21 protein-coding genes are annotated in these 24,790 nt (G+C 72.4%); 17 read left to right on the forward strand and 4 right to left on the reverse strand.

Annotated elements, in window-relative coordinates; translation table 11 throughout:
- Positions 1–84: 84 nt before the first annotated feature.
- On the reverse strand, positions 85–315 hold the full coding sequence (locus C1701_RS24275) for a hypothetical protein (protein WP_155886064.1): 231 nt from the start codon (positions 313–315) through the stop codon (positions 85–87).
- 377 nt (positions 316–692) lie between these two features.
- On the opposite strand from C1701_RS24275, the gene C1701_RS24280 reads away from it, so the two are divergent.
- The 6 genes from C1701_RS24280 to C1701_RS24305 all read left to right on the forward strand — a co-directional run bounded on the left by C1701_RS24280 (position 693) and on the right by C1701_RS24305 (position 8,961).
- Positions 693–2,309, forward strand: a complete 1,617-nt coding sequence (locus tag C1701_RS24280) for an N-acyl-D-amino-acid deacylase family protein (RefSeq protein ID WP_103056693.1) — start codon at positions 693–695, stop codon at positions 2,307–2,309.
- A gap of 477 nt (positions 2,310–2,786) precedes the next feature.
- Positions 2,787–3,986 carry a lactonase family protein gene (locus tag C1701_RS24285; RefSeq protein ID WP_103056694.1) on the forward strand — a complete coding sequence of 400 codons (1,200 nt, stop codon included), beginning with the start codon at positions 2,787–2,789 and terminating at the stop codon, positions 3,984–3,986.
- Between the two features lie 241 nt (positions 3,987–4,227).
- Complete coding sequence (locus tag C1701_RS24290; protein ID WP_030228041.1) at positions 4,228–5,520, forward strand: extracellular solute-binding protein; 1,293 nt, start codon at positions 4,228–4,230, stop codon at positions 5,518–5,520.
- 2 nt (positions 5,521–5,522) lie between these two features.
- Complete coding sequence (locus tag C1701_RS24295; protein WP_337661930.1) at positions 5,523–6,494, forward strand: carbohydrate ABC transporter permease; 972 nt, start codon at positions 5,523–5,525, stop codon at positions 6,492–6,494.
- On the forward strand, positions 6,491–7,372 hold the full coding sequence (locus tag C1701_RS24300; RefSeq protein WP_030105672.1) for a carbohydrate ABC transporter permease: 882 nt from the start codon (positions 6,491–6,493) through the stop codon (positions 7,370–7,372). Before C1701_RS24295 ends, C1701_RS24300 begins: the two co-directional genes overlap by 4 nt.
- A 5-nt stretch (positions 7,373–7,377) precedes the next feature.
- Positions 7,378–8,961, forward strand: coding sequence for a beta-N-acetylhexosaminidase (locus tag C1701_RS24305; RefSeq protein WP_035291728.1), 1,584 nt, complete (start codon positions 7,378–7,380; stop codon positions 8,959–8,961).
- A 63-nt stretch (positions 8,962–9,024) separates the two neighbouring features.
- Here the strand turns inward: C1701_RS24305 and C1701_RS24310 are convergent, their stop codons facing one another.
- Together C1701_RS24310 and C1701_RS24315 are read right to left on the reverse strand one after the other, a co-directional pair.
- On the reverse strand, positions 9,025–9,516 hold the full coding sequence (locus tag C1701_RS24310; protein WP_030228035.1) for a peptidylprolyl isomerase: 492 nt from the start codon (positions 9,514–9,516) through the stop codon (positions 9,025–9,027).
- Positions 9,517–9,748: 232 nt separating this feature from the next.
- Positions 9,749–10,636 (reverse strand): helix-turn-helix domain-containing protein, encoded by an 888-nt coding sequence (locus C1701_RS24315; RefSeq protein WP_016701301.1) that lies wholly within the window; start codon positions 10,634–10,636, stop codon positions 9,749–9,751.
- 383 nt (positions 10,637–11,019) lie between these two features.
- Here C1701_RS24315 and C1701_RS24320 point away from each other — a divergent pair, with 383 nt between their 5' ends.
- The 3 genes from C1701_RS24320 to C1701_RS24330 all read left to right on the forward strand — a co-directional run bounded on the left by C1701_RS24320 (position 11,020) and on the right by C1701_RS24330 (position 16,135).
- Positions 11,020–11,985: a hypothetical protein gene (locus C1701_RS24320; RefSeq protein WP_026418077.1), complete on the forward strand. Its 966-nt coding sequence runs from the start codon at positions 11,020–11,022 to the stop codon at positions 11,983–11,985.
- Between the two features lie 395 nt (positions 11,986–12,380).
- On the forward strand, positions 12,381–13,409 hold the full coding sequence (locus C1701_RS24325) for a CobW family GTP-binding protein (protein ID WP_026418076.1): 1,029 nt from the start codon (positions 12,381–12,383) through the stop codon (positions 13,407–13,409).
- A gap of 425 nt (positions 13,410–13,834) precedes the next feature.
- The gene (locus C1701_RS24330) at positions 13,835–16,135 is read left to right on the forward strand and encodes a xyloglucanase (protein WP_337661931.1); all 2,301 of its coding nucleotides are present in this window, start codon (positions 13,835–13,837) and stop codon (positions 16,133–16,135) included.
- Positions 16,136–16,440: 305 nt separating this feature from the next.
- On the opposite strand, the gene C1701_RS24335 is transcribed toward C1701_RS24330, so the two are convergent.
- Complete coding sequence (locus tag C1701_RS24335) at positions 16,441–17,106, reverse strand: HAD family hydrolase (protein WP_337661932.1); 666 nt, start codon at positions 17,104–17,106, stop codon at positions 16,441–16,443.
- An 82-nt stretch (positions 17,107–17,188) separates the two neighbouring features.
- Here C1701_RS24335 and C1701_RS27845 point away from each other — a divergent pair, with 82 nt between their 5' ends.
- The 8 genes from C1701_RS27845 (at position 17,189) to C1701_RS24375 (ending at position 24,649) form a co-directional block, all read left to right on the forward strand.
- Positions 17,189–17,851, forward strand: a complete 663-nt coding sequence (locus C1701_RS27845; RefSeq protein ID WP_051713378.1) for a TetR/AcrR family transcriptional regulator — start codon at positions 17,189–17,191, stop codon at positions 17,849–17,851.
- A 572-nt stretch (positions 17,852–18,423) separates the two neighbouring features.
- Entirely contained in the window at positions 18,424–18,792 is a 369-nt protein-coding gene (locus C1701_RS24345; protein WP_030105685.1) for a hypothetical protein, read from the forward strand.
- A complete protein-coding gene (locus C1701_RS24350) occupies positions 18,789–19,088 on the forward strand; it encodes a hypothetical protein (protein WP_016698267.1) in 300 nt (99 codons plus the stop codon). Before C1701_RS24345 ends, C1701_RS24350 begins: the two co-directional genes overlap by 4 nt.
- 249 nt (positions 19,089–19,337) lie before the next feature.
- On the forward strand, positions 19,338–19,697 hold the full coding sequence (locus C1701_RS24355) for a hypothetical protein (protein ID WP_016698266.1): 360 nt from the start codon (positions 19,338–19,340) through the stop codon (positions 19,695–19,697).
- Positions 19,694–19,999 carry a hypothetical protein gene (locus C1701_RS24360; protein WP_030105686.1) on the forward strand — a complete coding sequence of 102 codons (306 nt, stop codon included), beginning with the start codon at positions 19,694–19,696 and terminating at the stop codon, positions 19,997–19,999. Before C1701_RS24355 ends, C1701_RS24360 begins: the two co-directional genes overlap by 4 nt.
- 491 nt (positions 20,000–20,490) lie before the next feature.
- Entirely contained in the window at positions 20,491–21,045 is a 555-nt protein-coding gene (locus C1701_RS24365) for a hypothetical protein (RefSeq protein ID WP_103056696.1), read from the forward strand.
- A 708-nt stretch (positions 21,046–21,753) separates the two neighbouring features.
- Complete coding sequence (codB, locus tag C1701_RS24370) at positions 21,754–23,076, forward strand: cytosine permease (RefSeq protein WP_337661933.1); 1,323 nt, start codon at positions 21,754–21,756, stop codon at positions 23,074–23,076.
- A 49-nt stretch (positions 23,077–23,125) separates the two neighbouring features.
- Positions 23,126–24,649, forward strand: coding sequence for an amidohydrolase family protein (locus C1701_RS24375; protein WP_103056698.1), 1,524 nt, complete (start codon positions 23,126–23,128; stop codon positions 24,647–24,649).
- The last annotated feature ends 141 nt before the right edge of the window (positions 24,650–24,790 follow it).

Consider the following 24,790-nt stretch of genomic DNA (forward strand, 5'->3'; position numbering starts at 1 on the left):
AGGCCCGGATCCGAGGGCGGAACGGGTCGCGATCACACGAAGGGAGGCAGCGGCGGGCCCGGGCGAACCGGACCCGCCGGGCGATCAGGCCGCCTCGCACACGTAGACGTGCACCACCCGACCGTCGGAGTAGATGAAGTACCCGGCGTACCGGCAGCTCTGCGCCACCATGTCCGCCTCCGCCTCGTCCACCAGGACGACCTTCGTGCCCGCCGTGGCCGGCGCGGCCGAGGCCATCGCGGGCGCCTGCACCGCCAGCATTCCTCCCAGCGCCAGCACGCCGGCGACCACCGCGGTACGCAGTCGACGAATCATGGAAACCCCCTCGTGTCGCTCCCGGGCCGGCGGTTCCCACCGTCAGGGCCGCGAGGGTGGCACCGGACCAGGTCGTTGGTGCCCTGACATCCCTGACGTTAGGAGTCCCGGCGCCCCGTGGAGTCTCACGTGCGTCTCACCCCGTTCCGCTGGAACCCGGCACGCCGGCGGCCCCGCCGGCGTGCCGGTCGTGGTGGGACGCCGTTGACCAGATCGGCCGGTGACTGCTACCCACGGTGTGGGTCGCGTCGCGGCGGGCGATCACCCTGGACGGAGTGGGGCACCTCGGCGTCGGCCACGGCGACCGGTGGTCGGCCGCCCGCCCCGGTACGACCACCCGGCGCGGGCACCGGGGAACGGGAAGGACCGGGACACGTATGGAACTGGCCATCAGGGGCGCGCTGGTCCTCGACGGAACGGGAGCACCGGGCACGCGTGCGGACGTGCTCGTCCGCGACGGCCGCATCGTCGACATCGGACCACCGGGCCGGCTGACCGCATGCCGCCAGCTCGACGTCGACGGTCTGGTCCTGGCCCCGGGCTTCATCGACATGCACTCCCACTCCGACCTGCGCGTCCTCGCCGAGCCCGACCACCTGGCCAAGGTGTCGCAGGGCGTGACCCTGGAGGTCCTCGGGCAGGACGGCCTGTCCTACGCCCCGGTGGACGCCGAGGCCCTGGACGCGCTGCGGGTCCAGCTCGCCGGGTGGAACGGTGATCCGGCCGGTTTCGCCTGGACCTGGCGGTCGGTGGGTGAGTACCTGGACCGCCTCGACCGCGGTGTCGCCACCAACGTCGCCTACCTGGTCCCGCAGGGCACGTTGCGGATGCTGTGCGTGGGCCACGACGACCGGCCCGCCAGCCCCGCCGAGATCCACGACATGCGGCGGCTGCTCGACACCGCGCTGAGCGAGGGCGCCGTCGGGATGTCCTCCGGGCTCACCTACCCGCCCGGCATGTTCGCCAGCACCGACGAACTGGTCGCGCTCTGCGAGGTCGTCGCCCGCCACGGCGGCTACTACGCCCCCCACCACCGCGGTTACGGTGCCGGGGCACTGGAGGCCTACGCGGAGGTGATCGACATCGGAGCACGGGCCGGGTGCGCAGTGCACCTGACCCACGCGACGATGAACTTCGAGGTCAACCGGGGCCGCGCGGGGGAACTCCTGGCCCTGGTCGACCGGGCCCTCGCCTCGGGCCTCGACGTCAGCCTCGACACCTACCCGTACCGGGCCGGCAGCACCTCCCTGCACGCCCTGCTCCCCAGCTGGGCCGCGGCCGGCGGCGTGCACGCCATCCCGCACCTCCTCCGTGACGTCGAGCGGCGTGCCGCCGTCCTCCACGCGCTGGAGGTCGAGGGGTCCGACGGCTGCCACGGCGTCCCGGTCGACTGGGACACCATCGAGATCAACGGCGTCGCCGACACCGCCGCCCACGGTCACCTGGTGGGGCACACCGTCGCGGCCTCGGCGCGCGGGCTCGGTCGCCCCGCCGGCGAGCTGTACCTGGACGTCCTGCTCGCCGACCGACTGGGCACGACCTGCCTGATGCACGTCGGGCACGAGGACAACGTCCGGGAGATCATGCGCCACCCGAGGCACACGGTGGGCAGCGACGGCATCCTCGTGGGCGCGAGACCCCATCCGCGCGCCTGGGGCACGTTCCCCCGCCTGCTGGGCCGCTACGTCCGGGAATGGGGGGTGCTCGGGCTGGCGGAGTGCGTGGCCCGCATGACCGGCCGCGCCGCCGACCGGATCGGACTGCGCGACCGGGGCCGCATCCGGCGGGGGAACACCGCGGACCTCGTGCTCTTCGACCCCCGCACCGTGCTCGACGCGGCGACGTTCGCCCAACCCCGCACGCCCGCCGTGGGAATCCCCTGGGTGCTGGTCAACGGGGTCCCGGTCATCGCGGACGGCCGGCGCACCGACGCGCTCCCCGGCCGCGCCCTGCGGCGCGAGGGTGCTCTCGTGGTCGCGCGCGGGGGCAGCTGAACCGCCCCGATGCCCTGCCGGCACGGGTGCCGTGTCCGAGCCGACCCCCCGGGGGTGGGAGACCCGTCGGGTGGGGGACCGTCGGGTGCGGGCGGACGGGCGCGGGGTGCGCCGCCACGAGGGACGGGCGCCAGAGCGCGGGGAACGTGGCAGGGAACCCACCACCCCGTACCCGAGCGGGCGTCGTCACGGGCGGGCGTCGGGGACGGCGCGACGGCGGAGTACCAGGCCCACCCCGGCGCTCCACCAGGAGGAGGCGGGCCCGCCGACACCGAACGGCCCAGTCCGACAAGATGTCCGGTCGATTGCGCCGAAATGGTCTATACCACATCCTCGGTGCCCGTGCAGACTGGGTGGACCCGAGGCGGCGACCGCCGCCCGGCGAGGTGACACCAGGCCGTCCACCACCCGACCCATGACCACGGTCCGATCCGCGTACCGCTCACACCCGGCGCGACGACCAGGGAGGGGCGCACGATGTCCGCCGAAACCAACCGACGACGGTTCCTGCTGACGACGAGTGCCGCGGTCGGCGCGGCCCTCCTGCCCATCCACCACGGCGCGGCGGGAGCGGCGGCGGGAGCGTCCGCCCCGGCGGGCACCGGTGCCGACCCGACGCTGACCCCGGTCTACCTGGGAGGATTCTCCTGGACCCACCCGCCCGGCGGCGACCTGGAGATCGCCGGGTACGACCAGGGAACCGGTGAGCTGGCGCGGAGTTCCACCGTCGGCGGGGTCCCCGACCCCTCGTTCCTGGCCTTCTCCCCGAGCGGGCGTTTCCTCTACGCCACCAACGAACTCGTCCCCGAGGGCCGGGTCACCGCCCTGAGCCTGGCCAACCCACACCGGCCCACCGTGCTGAACTCCGAACCCACCCACGGCGCGGGACCCACCCACCTCAGCGTGACCTCGGACGGCCGGTTCCTGCTGACCGCCAACTACACCGACGGCTCCGTGGTGGTGCACCCGCTGGGAGCCGACGGGCGGCTCCGCCCGGCCACCCACCTCGTCCGCCACCCCGGCGGAACCCGAGACCCGCACGCCCACCAGATCCTCCCGGACCCCAGCGGCCGCTGGGTACTCGCGGTCGACCTCGGCGCCGACGCCGTGTTCGTCTACACCCTCGACGCCCGGGCGGGGCGACTGCGCGCGCACCAGCGGTGCGATCTGCCGCCGGGGACCGGGCCCCGTCACCTGGCCTTCCACCCCGACGGGCGACGCGCCTACCTGCTCGGCGAACTGGACTCGACGGTCACCGTGCTCGGGTGGGACGCCACCACCGGACGCATCACCCCTGGGGGGACGACCAGCACCCGGCACCCCACCGCGTCGGGCGACAACTTCCCGGCCGAGATCGCGGTGTCCGAGGACGGGCGGTTCGTCTACGCCTCCAACCGGGGAGACGACGACATCGCGGTGTTCGCCACCTCCACCCACGACACCCCCGGGCGCCATGCCCCCTCGCACGAGTCGCTGGCACTGCTCGGCAACACCCCCACCGGCGGAGCCTGGCCACGGCACTTCGCCCTCGACCCGGGCGAGCGCGCCCTCTACGTGGCCAACCAGGACTCGGGGACCGTCACCAGGCTCACCCGGGACGCCAGGACCGGGTTGTTGACCCACGGCACGCCAGCGCTGGCCGTCCCCGGAGTCTGCTTCCTCGCCTTCCACCCCTGACCCCGCCCACACGCGGCCGAGCCCACGAACCCGGAGCGCGCGGCCCAGTAACGGGTCCACGGGTCGTGGCCGTCCCAGCCCACCGCCCCCGGCCCCGCTCCCGGCGAGGCCCGTCCACCCGCACCCGCGCGAGGCGTCCCGCGTCCGTCCGCGTCACCGGAGCACCAGGGGGCCCACGGCTGGAGAACGGAGCCCACCCCGGCACCCAGCGCACCACCGAGTCGACTCCGACGGAGGACCCATGCCACGGAGAACACCCGCCCCGGCCGCCACGCTGTCCCTGCTGGTGCTGGCACTCGCCGCCTGCGGGCCACCCCAGGTCACCAGCGGCCTCGCGGAGGAGGACGACCTCACCGGCACCCTGCGGGTCTGGCTGTTCGACGAGGCCGACCGCGGCCCCAAGGAAGAGGTGGTGAACCGCGCGGTGGCCGAGTTCGAGGCGCAGTACGAGGATGTCGAGGTCGACGTCAGCTACCTCCAGGTCGACGCCAGGTCCGAGCGCTTCACGGGCGCCTTCAACGACCCCGCCAGCGCCCCGGACGTCGCCGAGTTCGGCAACACCGATCTCGCCGCCTACGTCGAGGCGAACGGGTTCGCCGACCTCACCGAGGCGTTGGCCACGTGGCCGGAGGCGCAGGACCTCCTCCCCTCCGTGCTGGACACGGCCACCGTCGACGGCCGGGTCTACGGCCTGCCCTGGTACACGGGGGCGCGGGCCCTGTACTACCGGACGGACGTCTTCGACGAGCTCGGCCTGGCACCGCCCCGCACCCTCACCGAGCTGCGCGACACCGCCAGGAGGATCAGGGCGGCCCGCCCCGAGCTGTACGGGATCGCGGTGGGCGGCAACTACCACTACGCCCTGATGCCGTTCCTCTGGGCCGTCGGCGGGGGCCTCGCCGAACAGCGGGACGGGACGTGGCGGGCCACCGTGGACAGCCCCGAATCCCGGGCGGGCGTGGACCTGTTCTCCTCCCTCCTCGCGCCCGACATCTGCCCGCCCGAGCAGTGCGCCATGCTCACGGGAACCCAGAGCGTGCAGGTCTTCGCCTCCGGTGCCGCGGCGATGACCATCGGCGGTGACTTCAACCGCGCGGCGGTCGACGCGGGCGAGGCGGCCGGTCGGTACGCGGTCGTCCCCCTGCCGGGCACCGAACCGGGCACCATCGCGCCGGCGTTCGCCGGCGGCAACCTCCTCGGGGTGCTCGGCTCCTCCCGCCGGTCCACCCTCGCCCGCGAGTTCGTCCAGCTCCTCGGCGGCAAGGAGTACCAGCGGGAGATGTACGCCGCCATGGGGAACCTGCCCACCTTCGCCGACCTGCAACGTGACCTCGCCGACGAGGACCCCGCCGTGCGACCGTTCGTGGAGACCCTGCGCGCCGGAACCCGTTTCGTGCCCCCCACCCCGGCCTGGGCGCGCATCGACGCGCAGGCGGTGCTGCCGACCATGGTGCAGCGCGTGGCCACCGGGGAGTCCGTGGACAGCGCGACGGCCGACGCCGCCGACGCCATGAACGTCGCCTTCGGGAGCTGACCATGCGGGTCCCGGCCACGACCACCGCTCCCGGCGACGCCCGTCCCCCAGGCGGTGGCGCACCACGACGCCGCCGGCGCCGGTCCTCCGACCTCAGGATCGCCCTGCTCTACCTGGCCCCCGCCGGGCTCGTGCTCGCCGCGATGCTGGCCTACCCCCTGTACCAACTCGGGGTCATCTCGCTGTTCGACTACGGGCAGGCCCAGGCCAGCGGGGGAGCACCGCTGGACTTCGTGGGCCTGGACAACTACACGCGGCTGCTCGGGGAGCCCCGCTTCTGGACCGTCCTCGTCCAGACCTGCGTCTTCGCCGCCGTGTGCGTGGTGGGCAGCCTCGCCGTCGGTATCGGGCTCGCCGTGCTCGCCAGCCGAGTCCGGGTCGTCCCCAGGATGGCGCTGTTCCTCGCCGCCCTCGGCGCATGGGCGACGCCGGCCGTCGCGGGGTCCACGGTGTGGCTCTTCCTGTTCGACCAGGACTTCGGCCTGGTGAACGAGGTGCTCGCGGGGATCGGCCTCGCGGGCATGGAGAACTTCTCCTGGACCTACGACCGCTACGTGGCCTTCGGGCTCGTCGCCGCGCAGGTCGTCTGGTGTTCGTTCCCGTTCGTCATGATCACCGTCTACGCCGGGATCCGGTCCATCCCGGCTGACGTCCTCGAGGCGGCCGCGCTGGACGGCGCCAGTCCGTGGCGGACCCTGCGCGGTGTCATCATCCCCATGCTGCGCGGCCTGCTGGTGGTGGCCACCATCCAGTCGATCATCTGGGACTTCAAGGTCTTCACCCAGATCTACGTGATGACCAACGGCGGCGGGGTCGCCGGTCGCAACCTGGTGCTCAACGTCTACGCCTACCAGGAGGCGTTCGCCGCGTCGAACTACGGTCTGGGCGCCGCGATCGGCGTGGTCATGACCGGCATCCTGCTACTGATCACCCTGGGCTACCTGCGGGCCCAGCGGGGGACGGAGGAGTCATGAGCACCGCGGCCCCCGGGCACCGCCGGAGACGTCTCCTCGCCCGTCCGGGGCGGACCCTGGCCGAGGTCCTCACCCTGCTCATCGCCCTCGTCGTCGCCTTCCCCCTGTACTGGATGGTGTTGTCGGCGGTCAAACACCCGGGGGAGATCCAGAGCAGCGCACCCCGCCCGTGGACCACCGCCCCCACCTGGGACAACTTCCGCCGGGTCCTCCAGGTCGAGGGCCTGGGCGGGTACCTCCTGAACAGCGTGGTCGTCGCCCTGGCCGTCGTGGTGCTCTCGCTGTTCCTGTCGTTCCTGGCCGCCGTCGCCCTCACCCGGTTCCGCTTCCGGGGCCGCACCGTGCTCGCCGTGATGCTGCTGGTGGCCCAGATGGTGCCGGTCGAGGCGCTGACGATCCCGCTGTTCTTCCTCATGCGCTCGGTCGGGGGCGTGGTACCGCAGCTGGGCCTGAACCACCTCGGCTCGCTGGTGCTGGTGCACCTGGCGTTCAGCCTGCCGTTCGCGATCTGGATGTTGCGGGGATTCGTCGCCGCGGTGCCGAGGGAACTGGAGGAAGCGGCCACCCTCGACGGGGCCAGCCGGTTCCGCTTCACGTGGCAGGTGCTCTTCCCGCTGGTCGCACCCGGCCTCGTCGCGATGAGCGTCCTGTCGTTCATCCACGCCTGGAACGACTTCCTCTTCGCCAGGACCTTCATCATCTCCGCCACGGAGAACCAGACCCTGCCGATGGCCATCCTGGTGTTCTTCTCCCCGGAGGGCAACGACTGGGGAGCGATCATGGCGGGTTCGACGCTGCTCACCATTCCCGTCCTGGTCTTCTTCGTCCTCGTGCAACGCCATCTGGTGTCGGGGCTCGCCGGCGCCGTGAAGGGGTGATCACGTTGTCCTTCGACGGTCTGCTGCCGCGTCCGGTGTCGGCGGTACCGACACCCGGCCGGTTCACCCTCGACACCTCCACCGCCCTGGTGGGGGACCGCGCCACCGCCGACACCGTGCGGTGGTTGCGGCGCCGACTCGGCGCGGCCACCGGGTTGCCGCTGAACTCCACCGGGAACGGCGGCTCGATCCGGTTCACCCTCGACCGGACGGTTCCCGGGCCCGCCGGCTACCGGATCGAACTCACCGAACGGCTCGTGACCGTCGCGGCCACCGACCCCGCCGGCGCCCACCACGCGGCGCAGACCCTGCGGCAGCTGCTCGGGCCCGCCGCCTTCCGCGCCGCGCCCACCGGTCCCCGCCACTGGTCGCTGCCCTGCGGCCGGATCGTGGACCGGCCCCGCTTCGGGTGGCGGGGATGTCTGCTCGACGTGGCCCGGCATTTCCTGCCCACCAGGGAGGTGCTCCGGTTCGTCGACCTGGCGGCCGCGCACAAGCTCAACGTCCTGCACCTGCACCTGACCGACGACCAGGGGTGGCGGTTGGAGGTTCCGCGCTACCCCCGGCTGACCGAGGTGGGTGGGTGGCGGCGGCGCTCCATGGTGGGACGCGGCACCCCGGACGCCTTCGACGACCGGCCGCACGGCGGTCACTACACCACCACCGACCTCCGGGAGATCGTCGCCTACGCGGCCGAACAGCACGTCATGGTGGTCCCCGAGGTCGACGTGCCGGGCCACAGCCAGGCCGCGATCGCGGCCTACCCCGAACTGGGCAACGAACAGAGCCGCCTGCTGGACGTGTGGCCGTCGTGGGGGGTCAATTCCAACATCCTCAACGCCTCCGACCACACGGTCGCGTTCTTCCGGGACGTCTTCGACCACGTGATGGAGGTGTTCCCCTCTCCCGTGGTGTGCCTGGGCGGGGACGAGGTGCCCACCGAGCAGTGGGACTACAGCCCGCTGGCCCGGCGCAGGGCGGCGGAACTCGGGCTCGCCCGGCCGGCCGACCTGCACGGGTGGTTCGTACGGCGGATGGTGGACCACCTGCACGACCGGGGACGGCGGGCACTCGGTTGGGACGAGATCCTGGACGGCCCCGACCTGCCCGCCGAGGCGGTGATCGGGTGCTGGCGGGGCGTCGAGACGGGCCACCGGGCGGCGGCGGCCGGGCATGACGTCCTGCTCTGCCCCGAACAGCACGTCTACCTCGACCACCGCCAGTCCGAACACCCCGACGAGCCCGTCCCGGTCGGCTTCCTGCGGACCCTGGCCGACGTCTACCGCTACGAACCGGTTCCACCGGGGACGCCGGACGCGGTGGCCGCGCGGGTGCTCGGAGCACAGGCCCAACTGTGGAGCGAGCACCTCGACTCGCCGCGCCGGGTCGACTACGCCGCCTTCCCCCGGCTCGCGGCCTTCGCCGAGGTCGTGTGGAGCCCCCGTGAGGCCCGCGAACCCGACGGGTTCGAACGGCGGCTCGCCGCGCACCACCTGCCCCGGCTCGACGCCCTGGGGGTGGAGTACCGGCCACTCACCGGGCCGCGTCCCTGGCAGACCCGGCCTGGCGTCGCCGGTCGGCCCCGCTGAGCCGGAACGACCGGCGCCCACGGTCCCGACCGGGCGGGCGTGGGCGCCGGTGGGGCGACCGGCTCAGGCGACGGAGGCCGTGGTGATCACCACGTCGGAGGTGGGCACGTTCTGGTGGCCGCCGGCGTTGCCCGTCGGCACCGCCGCGATCTGGTCCACCACGTCCTGGCCCTCGATGACCTTGCCGAACACGGCGTAGCCGAAGTCACGGCTGCCGTGGTTCAGGAAGTCGTTGTCGCTCAGGTTGATGAAGAACTGCGCGGTCGCGGAGTCGACGACCGACGTCCGGGCCATGGCGACGCTGTACCGCACGTTCTTCAGGCCGTTGTCGGCCTCGTTCTTGATCGGGTCGTTGGTCTTCTTCTGCTTGAGGCCGGGCTCGAAACCGCCACCCTGGATCATGAAACCGGGGATCACCCGGTGGAAGACCGTGCCGTCGTAGTGGCCGGCCTGGGCGTACGCCACGAAGTTCTTGACGGTGATGGGGGCGCGCTGCTCGTCGAGCTCCAGAACGATGTTGCCGTGCGAGGTGGAGAGGGTGACAGTCGTCGTCATGCCGACGATCGTATGTGCCGGCGGTTCGACCGTTCGTACGCGGTGCGCGGTCGGGTTGGACCATCGACGATCGTCCAGCGCACGGAGGAGGACGCCGTGTTCTACGCCCCTTCCCCCCGGGGCTCGTGGTGCGGCGGCCGACCGCGCGTGCGCCGACCGGACGGCGGGGCGCGGACACCGGCGGGTCCCCGACCCGACCTCGGCCACTCCCACGACCCGACCGGGAGTGCCCTCAGCCGTCCGGCGCCCGGGGGGTCAGGTGCGCCAGCCAGTCCAGTCCCCGCTCGCAGTGCTGCTGTTCCATCTCGTCGGCGTGACCCAGGACCAGTTCCCGGGACGCGTCGGGGGAGAGCGCCACCGCGTCCAGCGCGGGCAATGCCTCGACGTGGGGTCGGACCTGGGCCGGGTCGGTGAGGAAGGCATCGGAGAGGCAGTGCTCGAGGTGCACCACCGGGCCGCCGCGGGCGAACTCCAGGACCAGGCTCGGACCCCTGAGCGCCGGGTGCGCCCCGACATCCACCGGGATGACCCGGACCACGACGTTCGGCCTCGTCGCCATCCGGGCGAGATGCCGCAGTTGTCGAGCCATCGCCGCCGGCCCGCCGACCGGACGGCGCAACACCTGCTCGTCCACGAACGCCGTCAGCGTGACCGATTCACCCGACAGGATCGCCTGGCGTCCCACGAGCACCGCCACCCGGGCCTCGACCGCCTCCCGGTCCAGGCCGTCCAATCCGACGAGGGTCCTGGCGTACTCGGGGGTGCGCAGCAGCGCGGGCACCACCAGCACCGAGACGTCGACGATGCGGGTCGCCCGGCCCTCCAACTCGAGGAGGGCCGACACCCCGGCCGGCAGTGCCGGGTGCGCCGTCTCCCACCAGTTCGGGTACCGCGCCCTCCGGGCCTCCGCCACGAGTTCCGCGCGGGTCTCACCCGCGACACCCAACGCCGCCAGGATGGAGGCGACCTCGGTCTCGGTCGGGAGCCGCTTCGCGGTCTCGACGCGGCAGACCGTGGAGGGGCTCATCCCCACCAGTTCCGCCAGCCGCCGCGCACTGATGCCGGAACGCTCCCGGAGCTGGCGGAGGCGAGGGCCCAGCCCTCCCTGAGCGGTGCTCATAGCGATTGACCTTAGGGCGCCCCCCGCGCCTCCCGGCAACCACCCGTTCAGGGGGTGGGATTGGGCCGAGCGGGGTTTCGTGCCAGGTCCACACCAGCGCGACCCCACCCCCTCCAGCGTTGCCGCCCCTTTCCCGCGCCGACGACGCTTTCGGTGAGAAGGCGCGAAGTATGACACCTTCGGACGACAAAACCTGAACTTCAGGTCCTCAACTTTCCGATTCCGCTATACCGGGTCCGGTACACGACATTCGAGGCGACGGGCACCGTCCACCGTTCACCTCACGGTGGTGGCGGGCCGTGCGGACCGGCGGCGCCGCCCACGACCCGGGTTCGGGCCGCCGCACCGGGGCGCGGTGGCCCAGGTGACGGGAGCGGAGCGACATGCAGATCCTGGTGGTGGTGACGGGAGGCGTCGATCCGACCGCCGATCCGGTGGTGGTGGAACTCCTGCGCCGACAGGTCAGCGTGTTCCCGGTCGACGCCCGGGCGATGCTCACCGGAACGCCGTCCATACCCGGTGGCGATGGCTGCTCCCTCGCCGAGCCGACCTCACCCCAGCCCCGGCCGCTCGCCGAGGTGCGTTCGGTGTGGTGGCCGGCTCCCCGGCCGGGCCACCGCGACTGGCGGCGTCTGCCCCGGTGGTCGGCGAGGGTGACCGGGACGTGCCCGGAGCACGGGCAGACCTTCCTCCCCCGCGACACGGGAATCCGCTGGTGCAACCATCCACGGCGCGTCGCGGAGGCCGACCAGCTGCCCCGGCAGCTGGCCGCCGCGACGCGGTGCGGCCTGCGGGTTCCCGAGACGCTGATCACGAGCGACCCTGGCACCGCGGCGGCCTTCTGCTCCCTGCGCGCCGGGAGCGGAGTGGTCTACCGATCCGTTCCCGACGCCCCGGCGGCCCCGGGGTGCGCCCCGTGCGGACTGCCCGGAGCCAGCGCGGACGGCGCCGGCGGGCGGACGCGCACCCACCTGTTCCAGGCAGCCGTGCCCGCCGCGCGGTCCGTCCGGATCACCGTCGTCGGCCGACGCGCGTTCGGGGTGGCGGTGGACCACGAACCCGGCTTCGGTGGGCGGCACGACTGGCACCGACCAGCCCACCACCTCCCGTACCGACCGGTCACGGTCCCCGGCGACGTCGCCGCCGCCGTCGTGGAGATGGTCGACACCCTGGGTCTGACCTGCGCGGCCAGTGACTGGGCTGTGACGCCCGGCGGGCAGTGGTACTTCCTCGAACTCGACCCCACCTGGTCCGCGTCCTGGACGCTCGCCGACCAGGTCAGCCCCCTGGTCAGCGCGCTGGCGGACGCCCTGACCGACGAGTACGCCCCGGCCGGTGCGGGGCGGTGAGGGGCTGCCACGGGGACCTCGGGCCCATTTCCCCGCTCCCCGGACCACCGGGCGCACGCCGAACACCCCACGGCGTGGGTCCACACCACGAGCTGGTGCGGCTGCCGGCCGCGGGGAACACCCGGAACCGCGCGATGCCTCGACCGGTCGCGGGCGGCTGAGACACCCAGGACCAGGACGGGACACCGCCGCGGCTGGCCTGCCGGACGCGGGACCGGGGAGGGAACCGGTGCGGGCGCGCACGCCGCCGGGCCTCGGGCCGCTCACGGCGGCCGCTCGCGTGAGCCCCGTGCGAGGTGCTCGTCACCGCCCCACCCCGGCCGGTGGCGGGTCCGGCGGCGCCGCTACGATCGGCCGCCCACAGGCACATCCCGCGCCACCCGGGGAGAGGCACGATGGGCAGCGCTCGCATTCCGGTGGTGATCCTCGCCGGACACCTCGGAGCGGGGAAGACCACCCTGCTCAACCACCTGCTGGGCAACGCCGACGGGCTCCGGATCGGCGTGGTCGTCAACGACTTCGGCAGCGTCAACATCGACGCCATGAGCGTGGCCGGGCACGTGGACTCCACAGTGTCGCTCTCCAACGGCTGTCTCTGCTGCGCGGTCGACGCCAGCGGTCTCGACGACCTCCTCGGCCGGCTCGCCCGCCCATCGAGGCGACTGGACGTCATCGTCGTCGAGGCGAGCGGGCTCGCCGAACCGCGCGACCTGATCAGGCTCCTCCTGGCCAGCGACAACGACGCGATCACCTACGGCGGCCTGGTGGAGGTCGTCGACGCCGTCGAGTTCGAGCGGACCCGCGAGCGGCACCCCGAGGTGGACGCCCAGCTCAGAGTGGCCGACCTGGTGGTCCTCAACAAGGTCGACCGGCTGGCGGCTGACGACCGGCACCGGCTGACCGCCGTTCTCCGGGACATCGTCGAGGAGGTGCCCGTGGTGGCCACCACTCGCGGTCGGCTCGACCCCGGCCTCCTGTTCGACCGCCGCCTCCCCGCCCAGTCCGACTCGGTGCCGCGGCAACTGTCCTTCGACGAACTCCTGGCCGCGACCAGGCACGACCACGACCACCTCCACGAGCACTACGAGGCCGTGGACTTCGTGACCGACCAGGCCCTGCACCCCCGTCGGTTGATGGACTTCCTGGACGCACGCCCCACCGGGCTCTACCGCATCAAGGGATTCGTCCACTTCGGCGTCCCCGGCCACCGGGAGCGGTACACCGTGCACGCGGTGGGCAGCTTCCTCCGGTTCGAACCCACCCGGTGGCGCCGAGGTGAGGGCAGGACCAGCACCCTGGTCCTGATTGGCAGTGGCGTGGACCCGGAGGACATCCGAGCGCGCCTGCGGGCCTGCGAGGAGCCCGCCCCGCACGCGCTCCCCCCGGAGAGCATGCTCTGCGTGCTGCGCCACACCCAGCACTGAGGCCGGCCCGCCGGTTCGACGGTGTTCGGCACGCCGCTGTCGAACACGACGTTGACGGGAACGCGGAAACGCGGACCGACGTGGCGAGCAGGCCACCGGAATGCGACGGACGGGGGATTTTCGGAATACCCGTCCAGGGGTATCCCGGTGCTGGTCGACGGGCCGTCGAACTCCGCCTCCGACGGGTATTCGAGAGCCAGGTGAATTCGATCGCCGGTGCTGGGAAACGGTGGCGTCCGGATTTCGGGAGAATGGTTGACATTTCGTTTCCGTGTGTGTGAACCTTTCCCGACGCTGAATCGTCCCCGTTTGTTTCCTTGTTCTTGGCTCCGCTGTTCCGCCGCCGTCGCCGGGCCAGCGCGTCCCCACGCGCACTCCGGTGCCGCCGCGCGTGCGCGGGGCCGGTGTCCCCGGAAGGACAGCACATGCGAAGACACCTGGCGGGTGCGTTGGTGGTCGGGATGGTGGCCAGCACCCTGGTGGTGCCCTCCGGCACCGACACGGCACCCCGGGCCGAGGCGACGCCCCGGGCGTCCTACTCGTGGCGCAACGTCGAGATCGGTGGGGGCGGCTTCGTCCCCGGCATCATCTTCAACCAGACCGAGCCCGACCTGATCTACGCGCGCACCGACATCGGCGGTGCCTACCGGTGGAACGAGTCCACCCAGCGCTGGACGCCCCTGCTGGACTGGGTGGGGTGGGACGACTGGGGCTGGACGGGCGTGGCGAGCCTGGCCACCGATCCCGTCGACCCGGACCGCGTCTACCTCGCCGCCGGGACTTACACCAACGACTGGGACCCCAACAACGGTGCCATCCTCCGCTCGGCCGACCGGGGCGAGAGCTGGCAGGTCACCGAACTGCCCTTCAAACTCGGTGGGAACATGCCGGGGCGGGGGATGGGCGAACGCCTGGCGATCGACCCGAACGACAACCGGGTCCTGTACCTGGGGACGCCCAGCGGGAACGGGTTGTGGCGCAGTACCGACCAGGGCGTCAGCTGGTCGAAGGTCGCCAGTTTCCCGAACGCGGGCGACTACGCGCAGGACCCGGATGACCCGAGCGGGTACCTCAGCGACAACCAGGGCGTCGTCTGGGTGACCTTCGACGAGGGCACCGGCACCCCGGGGAGCCGCACCCAGCACATCTACGTCGGCGTCGCGGACAAGAACAACAACGTCTACCGCTCGACCGACGGCGGTACGACCTGGCAGCGACTACCGGGACAGCCCACCGGGTTCCTGCCCCACAAGGGAGTGCTCGACAGCGAGCACGGCTACCTCTACCTCGCGACCTCCGACACCGGAGGGCCCTACGACGGTGCGGCCGGCGACGTCTGGAAGTTCGACACCACGAGCGGGCACTGGACCCGGATCAGCCCGGTGCCCTCCGACTCCGACGACAACTACTTCGGCTACAGCGGGTTGACCATCGACCGGCGCAACCCGGAGACGCTCATGGTCACCGCCTACAGCTCGTGGTGGCCCGACACCCAGATCTGGCGGACCACCGATGGGGGAGGCACCTGGAGCCCGATCTGGGAGTGGGCCGACTACCCCACCCGCACCCCGCGCTACTCCCTGGACACCTCCTCCGCGCCCTGGTTGTCCTTCGGCCAGGACAACCCGGTACCGCCGGAGGTCTCCCCGAAGCTGGGCTGGATGACCGAGGCGCTGGAGATCGACCCGTTCGACTCGGACCGCATGATGTACGGGACCGGGGCCACCATCTACGGCACGGACAACCTGACGGCGTGGGACGTCGGGGGCCGTGTCGGTATCCGCCCGATGGTCTTCGGGCTGGAGGAGACGGCCGTCCTCGACCTCATCAGCCCCCCTGGTGGAGCTCCCCTGCTCAGTGGGATGCTCGACATCGGCGGTTTCCGGCACACCGATCTGGACCAGGTCCCCGCCATGATGCACACCACCCCCTTCATGAGCGCGGTACGCAGCCTGGACTTCGCCGAGCTCAACCCCTCCGTCGTCGTCAGGGTGGGCGACGTCGAGGACTCGGCGTCCTCCCACATCGGGATCTCCACCAACAACGGGCAGACCTGGTGGCAGGGCCAGCGACCGGCCGGCGTCACCGGCGGCGGCACGGTGGCGGTGGCCGCGAACGCCAGCAGCATCGTGTGGAGCCCGGAGGGAACGGGCGTGCACGTCTCGACCAGCTACGGCGGCAGCTGGCAACCGGCGAGGGGTATCCCCGCCGGGGCCACCGTGGAAGCCGACCGGGTCGATCCCGCCGTCTTCTACGGCTTCAGCGGCGGCACCTTCTACGTCAGCGTCGACGGGGGAGCGAGCTTCACCGCCACCAGTGCCAGCGGTCTGCCCAGCAGCGGAGACGTCCGGTTCAAGGCCGTGCCGGGGCGGGCGGGGGACCTGTGGCTCGCCGGGGGAGCACCGGGGCACTACGGCCTGTGGCGCTCCACCAACCAGGGCTCCAGCTTCAGCCGCGTCGCCGGAGTCGAGGAGGCCGACAACATCGGCTTCGGCCGGGCCGCGCCGGGGGAGGCGTACCCCGCGCTCTACTCCAGCGCGAAGGTCAACGGAGTTCGTGGCATCTACCGGTCCGACGACGCGGGAGGGACCTGGCTCCGGATCAACGACGACGACCACCAGTGGGCGTGGACGGGTGCGGCGATCACCGGCGACCCCCGTGTCCACGGTCGTGTCTACATCGCCACCAACGGTCGGGGCATCATCTACGGGGACCCCACCGGCTGAGCCGCACCGGGTCGGACCTGTCCCGCCGGCGGCCACCCGCGAGGGGACGGACCGGCTACCCAGGATCACGCGGACCGGGTCCCCGCACCCGCGGCGGACCCAGGTCCGGGCGGCGTCCCCTGCCCTCGTCGGCGGCTGACGCTCGGTGGCATGAGCGAGTCCGGAGCTCCAGCCGCCCGGTAGGGGTGTCCCACGGTGACGGCGGGAACGCGGACCACCCGCCACCCGGCGTCCCCTCAGGACGTGGACGGCGCTGACGGCAGTGGTCCGTCAGGCAGCACCGGCGGCCCCGGGGTGGTGCCGGGTCACCGCGCCCGGACGTCGATGCCGGCCGCCGCGTAGCGTTCCCGGGTGCGGCGGGTCGCCCCGACCAGCACCACCCGTGCCGCCAGGCGAGCGGCGGGCAGGTCGGTGTACGAGTCGGTGGTGAACACGGCCTCGTCGAGCGGAACCCCGCACTCCCGCAGGGCCTCGGCCTTGCGGGCGCCGACACGGTGGTCCGCGACCCGCTGCCCGGTGGGTCCCCCGGTGAGCCGTGAGGCGGAGAGCAGGTCGAACGGGATGTCGGCGGCCCGCAGCAACGCGGTCGCCAGGCGGTGTTCGCTGGCGGTGGCCACCACGACCCGGGTTCCCGCTCCGTGCTCGCGCCTGATGCGGTCGACCACCTCCGCGCGGAGCCACGTCGGGTCGCCCCCGATGCGCGCGCCCACCTCGTCCGCGAGCCGCTGGTATTCGGGAGTGGACAGCCCGCTGAGCGCGACCTCCGTGACCCGGCGCGCGGCGCGGCTCCGACGCTGCGCGTCGCCAGGGTGGAGCGTCAGGCGCAGCAGGGACGGAAACGCCCTGATCAGTCGTGGTGGTGACGCACGTAGGCGGTCGACGAGCAGCGCGGTGAAGGAGTCCCGCCGGGTGACGACGCCGTCGAGGTCGTAGCCGGCCACCTGGTCGCGAGCGGGTGGTGGGGGAGGCATCGACCATCCTTGGGTAATCACGTGATTCCTCATCGTACGCCGCGGCCCACCCCGGAAGGAATCGGTTGATAACCTCCGTGGTGTGCCCGCACCCACGCCGCGTCGGCTGCCGGCGGCCCGGCGCCGCGAACTGGTCATCACCGCGGCCCAGGAGGCCTTCGCGAACCACGGTTACGAGGGCACGAGCACCGACACCGTCGCTCGCCTCGCCGGGGTGAGCCAGGGGTACATCGTTCGCCTGTTCGGGACGAAGAAGGCGTTGTTCCAGCACGTCGTCGCCGCCAGCCTCGACCACGTCCGCGCCGCGCTCCGGCCCACCCCCGATTCCGGGCCGACCGCGAACCCGGCATCGGCGCGCACCCGTCAGGTCCTCGGTCGGGCCTACCTCCGGGCCATCGCGGAGAAACCGGCCACGTTGCTCGTCCTCCTCCGGCTGATCTCCTCCGGAACCGACCCAGACCTCGCGCGCCTCGCGCGGGAGACGCTGTCGAGCCTGCACCGGTCGCTCCGCGACGACGCGGGTCTCGGCCCTGGCGACGCTGCCCGGTTCCTGGCCAACGGGCTGCTCACCAGCGCGCTCGCCGCGACCGCGACCCGCCCCGAGGATGACGACCCGGATCTGCGCGAGCTCCTCGAGCACACGGTGGAGGACAACGTGGACGCCTACTCGCGGCTGCTCGCCCGAACACCGTCCACCACCACGGCCGCGCGGCGAGGGCCAACACGACCACCGGCCCCGCGCTGACCAGCTGGGAGCCCGCGGCGCGTGAACCGGGACGCCGTTCGCCGCGGAACGCGGGCTCCGCCCCGGGCCCCGCCACCTCCCGGGCCGTTCCGCCCCCCCACCGGCGGGCCGCCCGAGGTCGGCGAGCAGGGGGAGCCAGTCGGCGGCCGCGTGGAACCGAGCGGCTGGCACGGAGGCCCACCCCCGGGACGGTCGGCAGGACGGCCACCGGCGGTGACCGCGGGCGGGGGCCGCGCGCGGCGCGGACCGCCGCCCGGCTCAGTGGCGGCGAGCGGTGCCGGACACGCTCGGCGGACGAACGGCCCCGACGGCGCAACCCCACCCGAGTGATCCGACGGGTCGCGCGGAGCCCAAGCCGCCCGACCTGCCGTGCCACAGCGCTCCAGCGCACCGACGCCACCCGGACGCCGGGGTGGGCACCCCGCCCGCCCCGGCCCGGTCTCGCCGGGAACGGGGCGCGTTCCGAGCACGACGCACCCCTCACCCAACGCGGTCAGCCGCCCTGCGCCCCTCGGACCACCGACCTAGAGTCGTGGCGCGGAACGATTCTCCACTCATTGCCGAGAGGAGCAATGATCGTGGATGGCATGCACGTCGAACCCAGGTCCGCGACGAGTGACTCCGACAAGGTCGTGACATCGTCGCTCCTCATCACACAACCCCGGAAGAACACCATCATCGAGCTCTGCATGGCGCGATGGGTCACTTATCGCGCCGACATCTCGTCGCGCGCGAACCTGGCGATCACCGCGGTGCGAATCGTCAACCCCGATGGCACCACGGACCTGGACGAATTCGACGTGGACTCGGGCCCGAACGTCATCGTGCGCGAGAACGTCACCAGCGTCGTCGTCACGGCCCAGGTCAGCAACGCGCACGTTCGGGGACTGGTCAACCTGTTCTTCTGGCCCGTCGTCGTCCCCGCCGAGGAGCGAGCATGAGGTTCGGAGGCGGCGGAACGGGACCCCGGGCCACGGCCACCCACCTGGTCGTGCTCTACGACCCCTCGGACAACCGCGTCGTCCACCTCCACCAGGTGGTGGTGCTCGAAGGCGGCGAAACCGTCAGCAGGGAGGACGCCGAGCGGCATGCGGTGGACCAGGCACGGCTGCTGGGCCACGATCCCGAACGCCTGACCGGCCTCCACCTCGACACGCCCCTCCCCGACGAGCCCGGTGTGCTGCACGTGGGCGCCGGCGGCCGACTCGTCGCGATCCGGCCCGACGCGCAGCGATGACGGCGACGCGCCCCGGATCGCCGGGTCGCGCCGCGCGAGGAGCGACCACCCCCGGACTGGAGAGGCCGACGTCCGGCCGCACCCCGCAGGTCCTGACCGGGCGCACGGCGCCGCCAACCCGCCACCAACCCACTTCGAACTCCGGGAGCGCCGCACGGCCTCGGAGAACGAACGGCGTGCGAACGCGGAACCCACCTCGGAGTGCCCGAACCCACGAACGCGTAGCCGACGCGGAAAGGACAGGTGCCCATGGACGGGATGCTCGCTCGTACCTGGAGCATGACGAGCACTTCCAACACGGAACTGGGAGTGACGCTCCACGTCGAACAGCCACCCAGGAACACCATCGTCGAGATCTCCATGTCGAGGTGGATCACCTACCAGCCGGACATCACCTCTCACGCGAACATGGTCATCACGCACATCGACCGCATCAATCCCGACGGCACCGGAGCATCCGAGGAATACCCCGCCTCCGAGGGGAGGAACATGGTCGCGAGGAACGCGGTCACCACCATCCACCTCGCCGCGTTGGTCAGGAACGCCCACGCGCGGGCCCTGGCGAACGTGTTCCACTGGCCGATCATCACCCTCCGGGAGGCGAGATGACCGAGTTCGCCGTCGCCGGGGACGCACCCGCCGTCGCGCTCACCCACGTGGTGGCGCTCTACGACCCCTCGGACAACCGCGTCGTCCACCCGCACCACGTCGTCGTGCTCGAGGGCGCCAGGCGCATCACCCGGGAGGAGGCCGAGCGGGAGGCAGTGGACAAGGCGCGGGAGCTGGGCCGGGACACGGCGCGACTGCGCAGCCTCTACCTCGACACCCCACTACCGGAGGAACCCGGAGTGCCGCACGTGGACACCGCCACCGGTCGGGTGCTGGCGGTCCACGTCGAGGCGGCGCCGTAGGGGGCGACGCCGACGTCCCGGTCGGACGTGGGACGGGTCAACGGGCTGGGCCGTCCCCTCCCCGGCCAGCAGCCCCTCGTCCGCGAGGACGAAGCGGGCGGGACGACCGGGCAGCGCTGGTCCACCCGGGGACCTCCGAGGAGCGAGGGGGGTGGACGGGAGCGGGCGCTGCGCCCGCCGGGCGCGGTTCCCTGGTGCCGGAGCCGGCCTGGTGGGGAAGCACCTGCTGGTGCCGCCGTGGTGGACGCCGGCGTCGCGACCCGGACCGTTCCGCGCCCGGGGCTGGTGCCGTGGTCGTGAGTCCGTCTCGCCCCAGGAACGGGTCGGGCAGGCACCGTCAACCTGACCCCGCGCGCCAGGACGCGCGCACTCCGCGGGCGGTGCTCGCCGGGAGGCAACCCGGCCCCGGGGCCGTTCCGTCCTCCCACTGCCGGTGCCGGCGGTGTACGTCGGCGGCGGCCCCAGGACGTCCACGAGGAACGGGAGCGCACATGAGACCGAGCAGGCGGCACGGGGCAACGTTCCCTCGATGGGCGGCGGCGCTGTCCCTGGCGGTCACCGCGGCGGTGGCGGGTCCAACCCTCGCGGCGCAGGCCGCCGAACCGGCCGGCGGAGTCCGCGACATCGCCTGGCGGGACGCGGTCGTCCCGTTGCCCGCCATCGGCGCCTGTCCGGAGGCGCCGGTCTCCTTCACCGGGGGCACGGCCGAGACCCCCGGCCACGTCTACCGCTTCGCGCCGGGACACGAGGTCGCGTTCGCCGACGTCACCGCTGACGGCGTGGAGGACGCCCTCCTCATGATCGACTGCGGCCCCCGGAACTCCGAGTACTCCGGGTCGTTGGTCGCCGTCACGGTGGACGAGGAGGGGCAGCCGAGCCTACTGGGCACCGTTGCCGACGGACCGCACTGGATGCTCCGGCCCACCGACTTCGCCGTCGAGGACGGTGACGTCGTCGTCACGATGACCGACTGGTCGACCGAGACCACCTGGGTCGACCGCTACCGGTGGTCCGCGCGACTCGGCCACTTCGAACTGGTCGGGTAGGAGGCCCGCGCTGCCACCCCGCGCCGGACCGCCAGCCCGGGTGTGCCTGGCGGACGCCGAAGCCACCTCCCCTGGCGTGCCGGCGGGGGAGGTGGCGCGCGCCGGTCGCGACGGTCCGCCGCGGCCCCACTCACCTGGGCGGGCGACCACCTCGGCCGCTCGGAGTCACGCCGCGCACCAGCGAGGTGAGCCGAACGAGACCGGGCACATCGTCCCGACCCGCCGTCCGAGGCGGTGACGCCCCAGGCGAGGCCGGTGGTCGGAACCCCGCACCGCGCAACCCGGAACCTCGTGATCGGGTGGAAGGCGGGGCCGACACCGCGCGACAGGCGGGCGACCCGCTGGCGACCGCCACACGGAGAGCCGGATCGCCCGTGCCGCCGGCCGGCGATGGGGGAGGCCTTCCACCGCGCGGGACCTTCCGCCACCCCGACGAGGACCGAGGTCCCGCAGCCGGCGGCTCCACCGCGACTCGTTCGCCGGACCCCACCCGAGCCCACCAGGACCCGAGCCTGGTTCGGGCGCCCGAGCGAGCGGTGCGGTTGCTCACACCCCGGCTTCGTCATCTCCCCGTAACGCGGCACGGAGCCGCGTGAAACACCCACTTCCTACCGTCCCTTGCTCGTCAACGTGTGACGGAAAGTAGTGAAAGGGGGGGCCATGTCGCCACGGGCACCGCGGACGTTGGGCAACAAGGGTGATCAGGGGGTGGCCCAGGGTAGTCAGCCGGTGGTGGACCCCGACTACCCGCTCGCCCCGGTGCCGATGTCCGCCCGCCGAAGCCTGGGGTCGCTGCTGCTGATGCTGGTCAGCTTCACGTTCTTCGCACCCACGATGCTCGCGGGGGGCCAGATCGCGGGCGCCTTCCCGTTCGCGGAGTTCCTGGTGCTCAGCCTGACCGCCAGCGTCCTGCTCGGCTGCTACGTCGCGGTCATCGGGGTGATCTCCGCCAGGACCGGCCTGAGCACCGTGCTGCTCGCCCGCCGGGCCCTCGGTCTCGCCGGCGGCAAGTGGGCGTCGGTGCTGCTCGGCGGCACCCAGATCGGCTGGTTCGGCGTCACGGTCGCGCTGCTGGCCGACCTCGCGGGCAGGGCGCTCGGCTGGGAGAGCACCTGGGCCATCATGGTGGTCGCCGGGCTGCTGATGGGCACCACCGCCTACTTCGGATACCGGGGACTGGAGATCCTCAGCGCGATCGCCGTGCCCCTGATGTTCGTCCTGGCGTTCTGGGTCGTCGCTCGCGCCCTCGGCGACGCCGGCGGCTGGCACGGACTGCTCTCGATCGAACCGACCGCCGAGCTGGGCGTCGCCACCGCCCTCACCATCATGGTCGGCACCTTCGTCAGCGGAGGGACGCAGGTCGGCAACTGGACCCGCTTCGCGCGACGCCCCCGGCACGCCTTCGCCGCCGCGCTGGTGGCCTTCCTCGTCGCGCAGACCCTCATGCTGTTCTTCGGCGCCGTCGGCGCGGTCGTCTACGGCGAACCGGACTTCGCCGCCGTCCTGATCCAGCTCGACCTCCTCGTCCTCGGCCTGCTCCTGCTGGTCGCCAACCTCTGGACCACGAACGACAACGCCGCCTACGCGTTCGGCGTCGCCGGCGCGGAACTCTTCGGGGTGAACGACAAACGACCCTTCGTCATCGGCGGGGTCCTGCTCGGGATCCTGTTGGCTGTGACCGGTGTCTACGAGGCACTGGAGACCTTCCTCGTGGTCCTGGGGATCGTGATCCCCCCACTCGGGGGCGCCGTGATCGGCCAGTACTTCCTGGCCTGGCGCGGTCGCCTGCCCGCCGCCGTGGGAGGACGCGAGCCCGTGGTCCGGTGGAGTGGGCTCGGCGCCTATCTCGCCGGCACGCTGGTGGCGGCGGTCAGCAACGTGTACGAACTCGGCGTGCCGCCGCTCCAGGGCATCCTGGTCGCCGTCGTCGCGGCGCCGCTGCTGCACCGGGTACTGCCCGGACACCGAAGGGACGCCGCGTCACCGATGCCGACCCCGGCGGAGCGGGCCACCCCGGCCAGCACCAGCTGAGGACCAGCCGACGCCCGCTGGCCGCCCACGAGGAACAGGAGAACAACACGTGGGAACACTCATCCGCCACGCCTCGGTCATCACGATGGACGAGGTGACCGGGGCCCGGCCGATCACCACGAGCATCCGGATCAGCGATGACCTGATCTCCGAGATCGGACCGGACCTGGAACCACGACCGGACGAGAGGGTCATCGACGGCCGGGACCGGCTCGTCACCCCCGGACTGGTGAACGGGCACCTGCACTCGTGGGAGGCGCTGTTCAAGGGACGCTACGACAACCTGCCGCTCGAACTGTGGATGCTCTTCTCCTACCCGATCCTGGGGATCGGGGAACTTCCCGCCGACCTCGTCCGGCTGCGCACCCTGCTGGTGGCCATGGAGTCACTCCGGGCCGGCGTGACCTGCGTGGTCGACGACGTCCTGGAGACCCCGACCCAGAACGTCGACCAGCTGGCCGCCGTGTTCGACGCCTACGAGCTCGCCGGGATCCGGGCGAACGTGTCCGGGCACGTCATCAACAAACCCTTCGTCGACACCCTGCCCTTCGTGGAGGAGGTCCTCCGCCCCGACCTGCTCGACGAGGTCCGGGCGATCACGCCGCCCCGCACCGACGAGTACCTCGACTTCAGCAGGCGGGCCTTCGAACGGCACCACGAACGGGCCGGCGGCCGCCTCCGGTACATGGTGGCACCCTCCGGTCCCCAACGGTGCACCGACGACCTCCTCGTCGGCGCGGCGGAACTCGCGCGTGCCTGGAACGCCGAGTACCACATCCACGTCCTGGAGACCAAGGTCCAGGCCGTCACCGGCCGGGAGTTCCACGGCACCACCCTGGTGGAACACCTGCGCCGGATCGGCGCGCTGGGCCGGGAGACGACCTTGGCCCACGGCATCTGGTTGACCCGGTCCGACATCGAGATACTCGGGGCGGCCAACGCGTCGGTGTCCCACAACCCCATCTCCAACCTGAAGCTGGGATCGGGCATCGCTCCCTTCCGCGACCTGCTCGACGCGGGGGTGAACCTCGCGCTGGGCAGTGACGGAGCCTCCAGCAGCGACAGCCCGAGGATGCTCGACGTCGTCAAGGCGGCCGGGCTGCTGCACAAGGTCAGCGAACCGGACCACCACCGCTGGCCCAGCGTCGCCGAGGTGTTGCGCGCCGGCACCCTCGGCGGAGCGCGCAGCGCGCTCGTGGAGGACAGGACCGGATCGCTCGAGGTCGGCAAGCAGGCCGACCTGGTCATCTACGACCTGAACACCCTCTCGTTCACCCCGCGCAACGACCTCGCCGTGCACCTCGTCTACTCCGAGAACGGCTCGTCCATCGAGCAGGTCATGGTCGCGGGGGAGACCGTGGTCGAGAACGGACGGCTGACCAGGGTCGACGAGGACGCCGTGCTGGCCGAGCTGCGCCACTGGCTGCCCCGGGTGCGGGAGTGGCAGGAGGAGTGGGAGAGCGTGAACGCCGCCTTCGTCCCGGCGTTCACCGAGATCCACCGCCGCTGCGCGGCCACGCCGACGGGGGTGAACCGCTGGTCGGGTGACGAGGAGGCCTGGCTGATCGGGTGACGCGCCAGCGGGCGGGGGAAGTGGGGGCGCCGCGCCTCCCCCGCCCACCACCACCTCATCCCTCGCCGAGGGAGGCAGCCGGGTTGAGATGAACGGCGCTGTTCGGCCAGTCCACCGCTGCCTACACTCCGTTCCAGGGCG

Origin of the sequence: Actinoalloteichus sp. AHMU CJ021, from assembly GCF_002895405.1 — a bacterium.
In the GTDB taxonomy this organism is placed as follows: domain Bacteria; phylum Actinomycetota; class Actinomycetes; order Mycobacteriales; family Pseudonocardiaceae; genus Actinoalloteichus_B; species Actinoalloteichus_B caeruleus.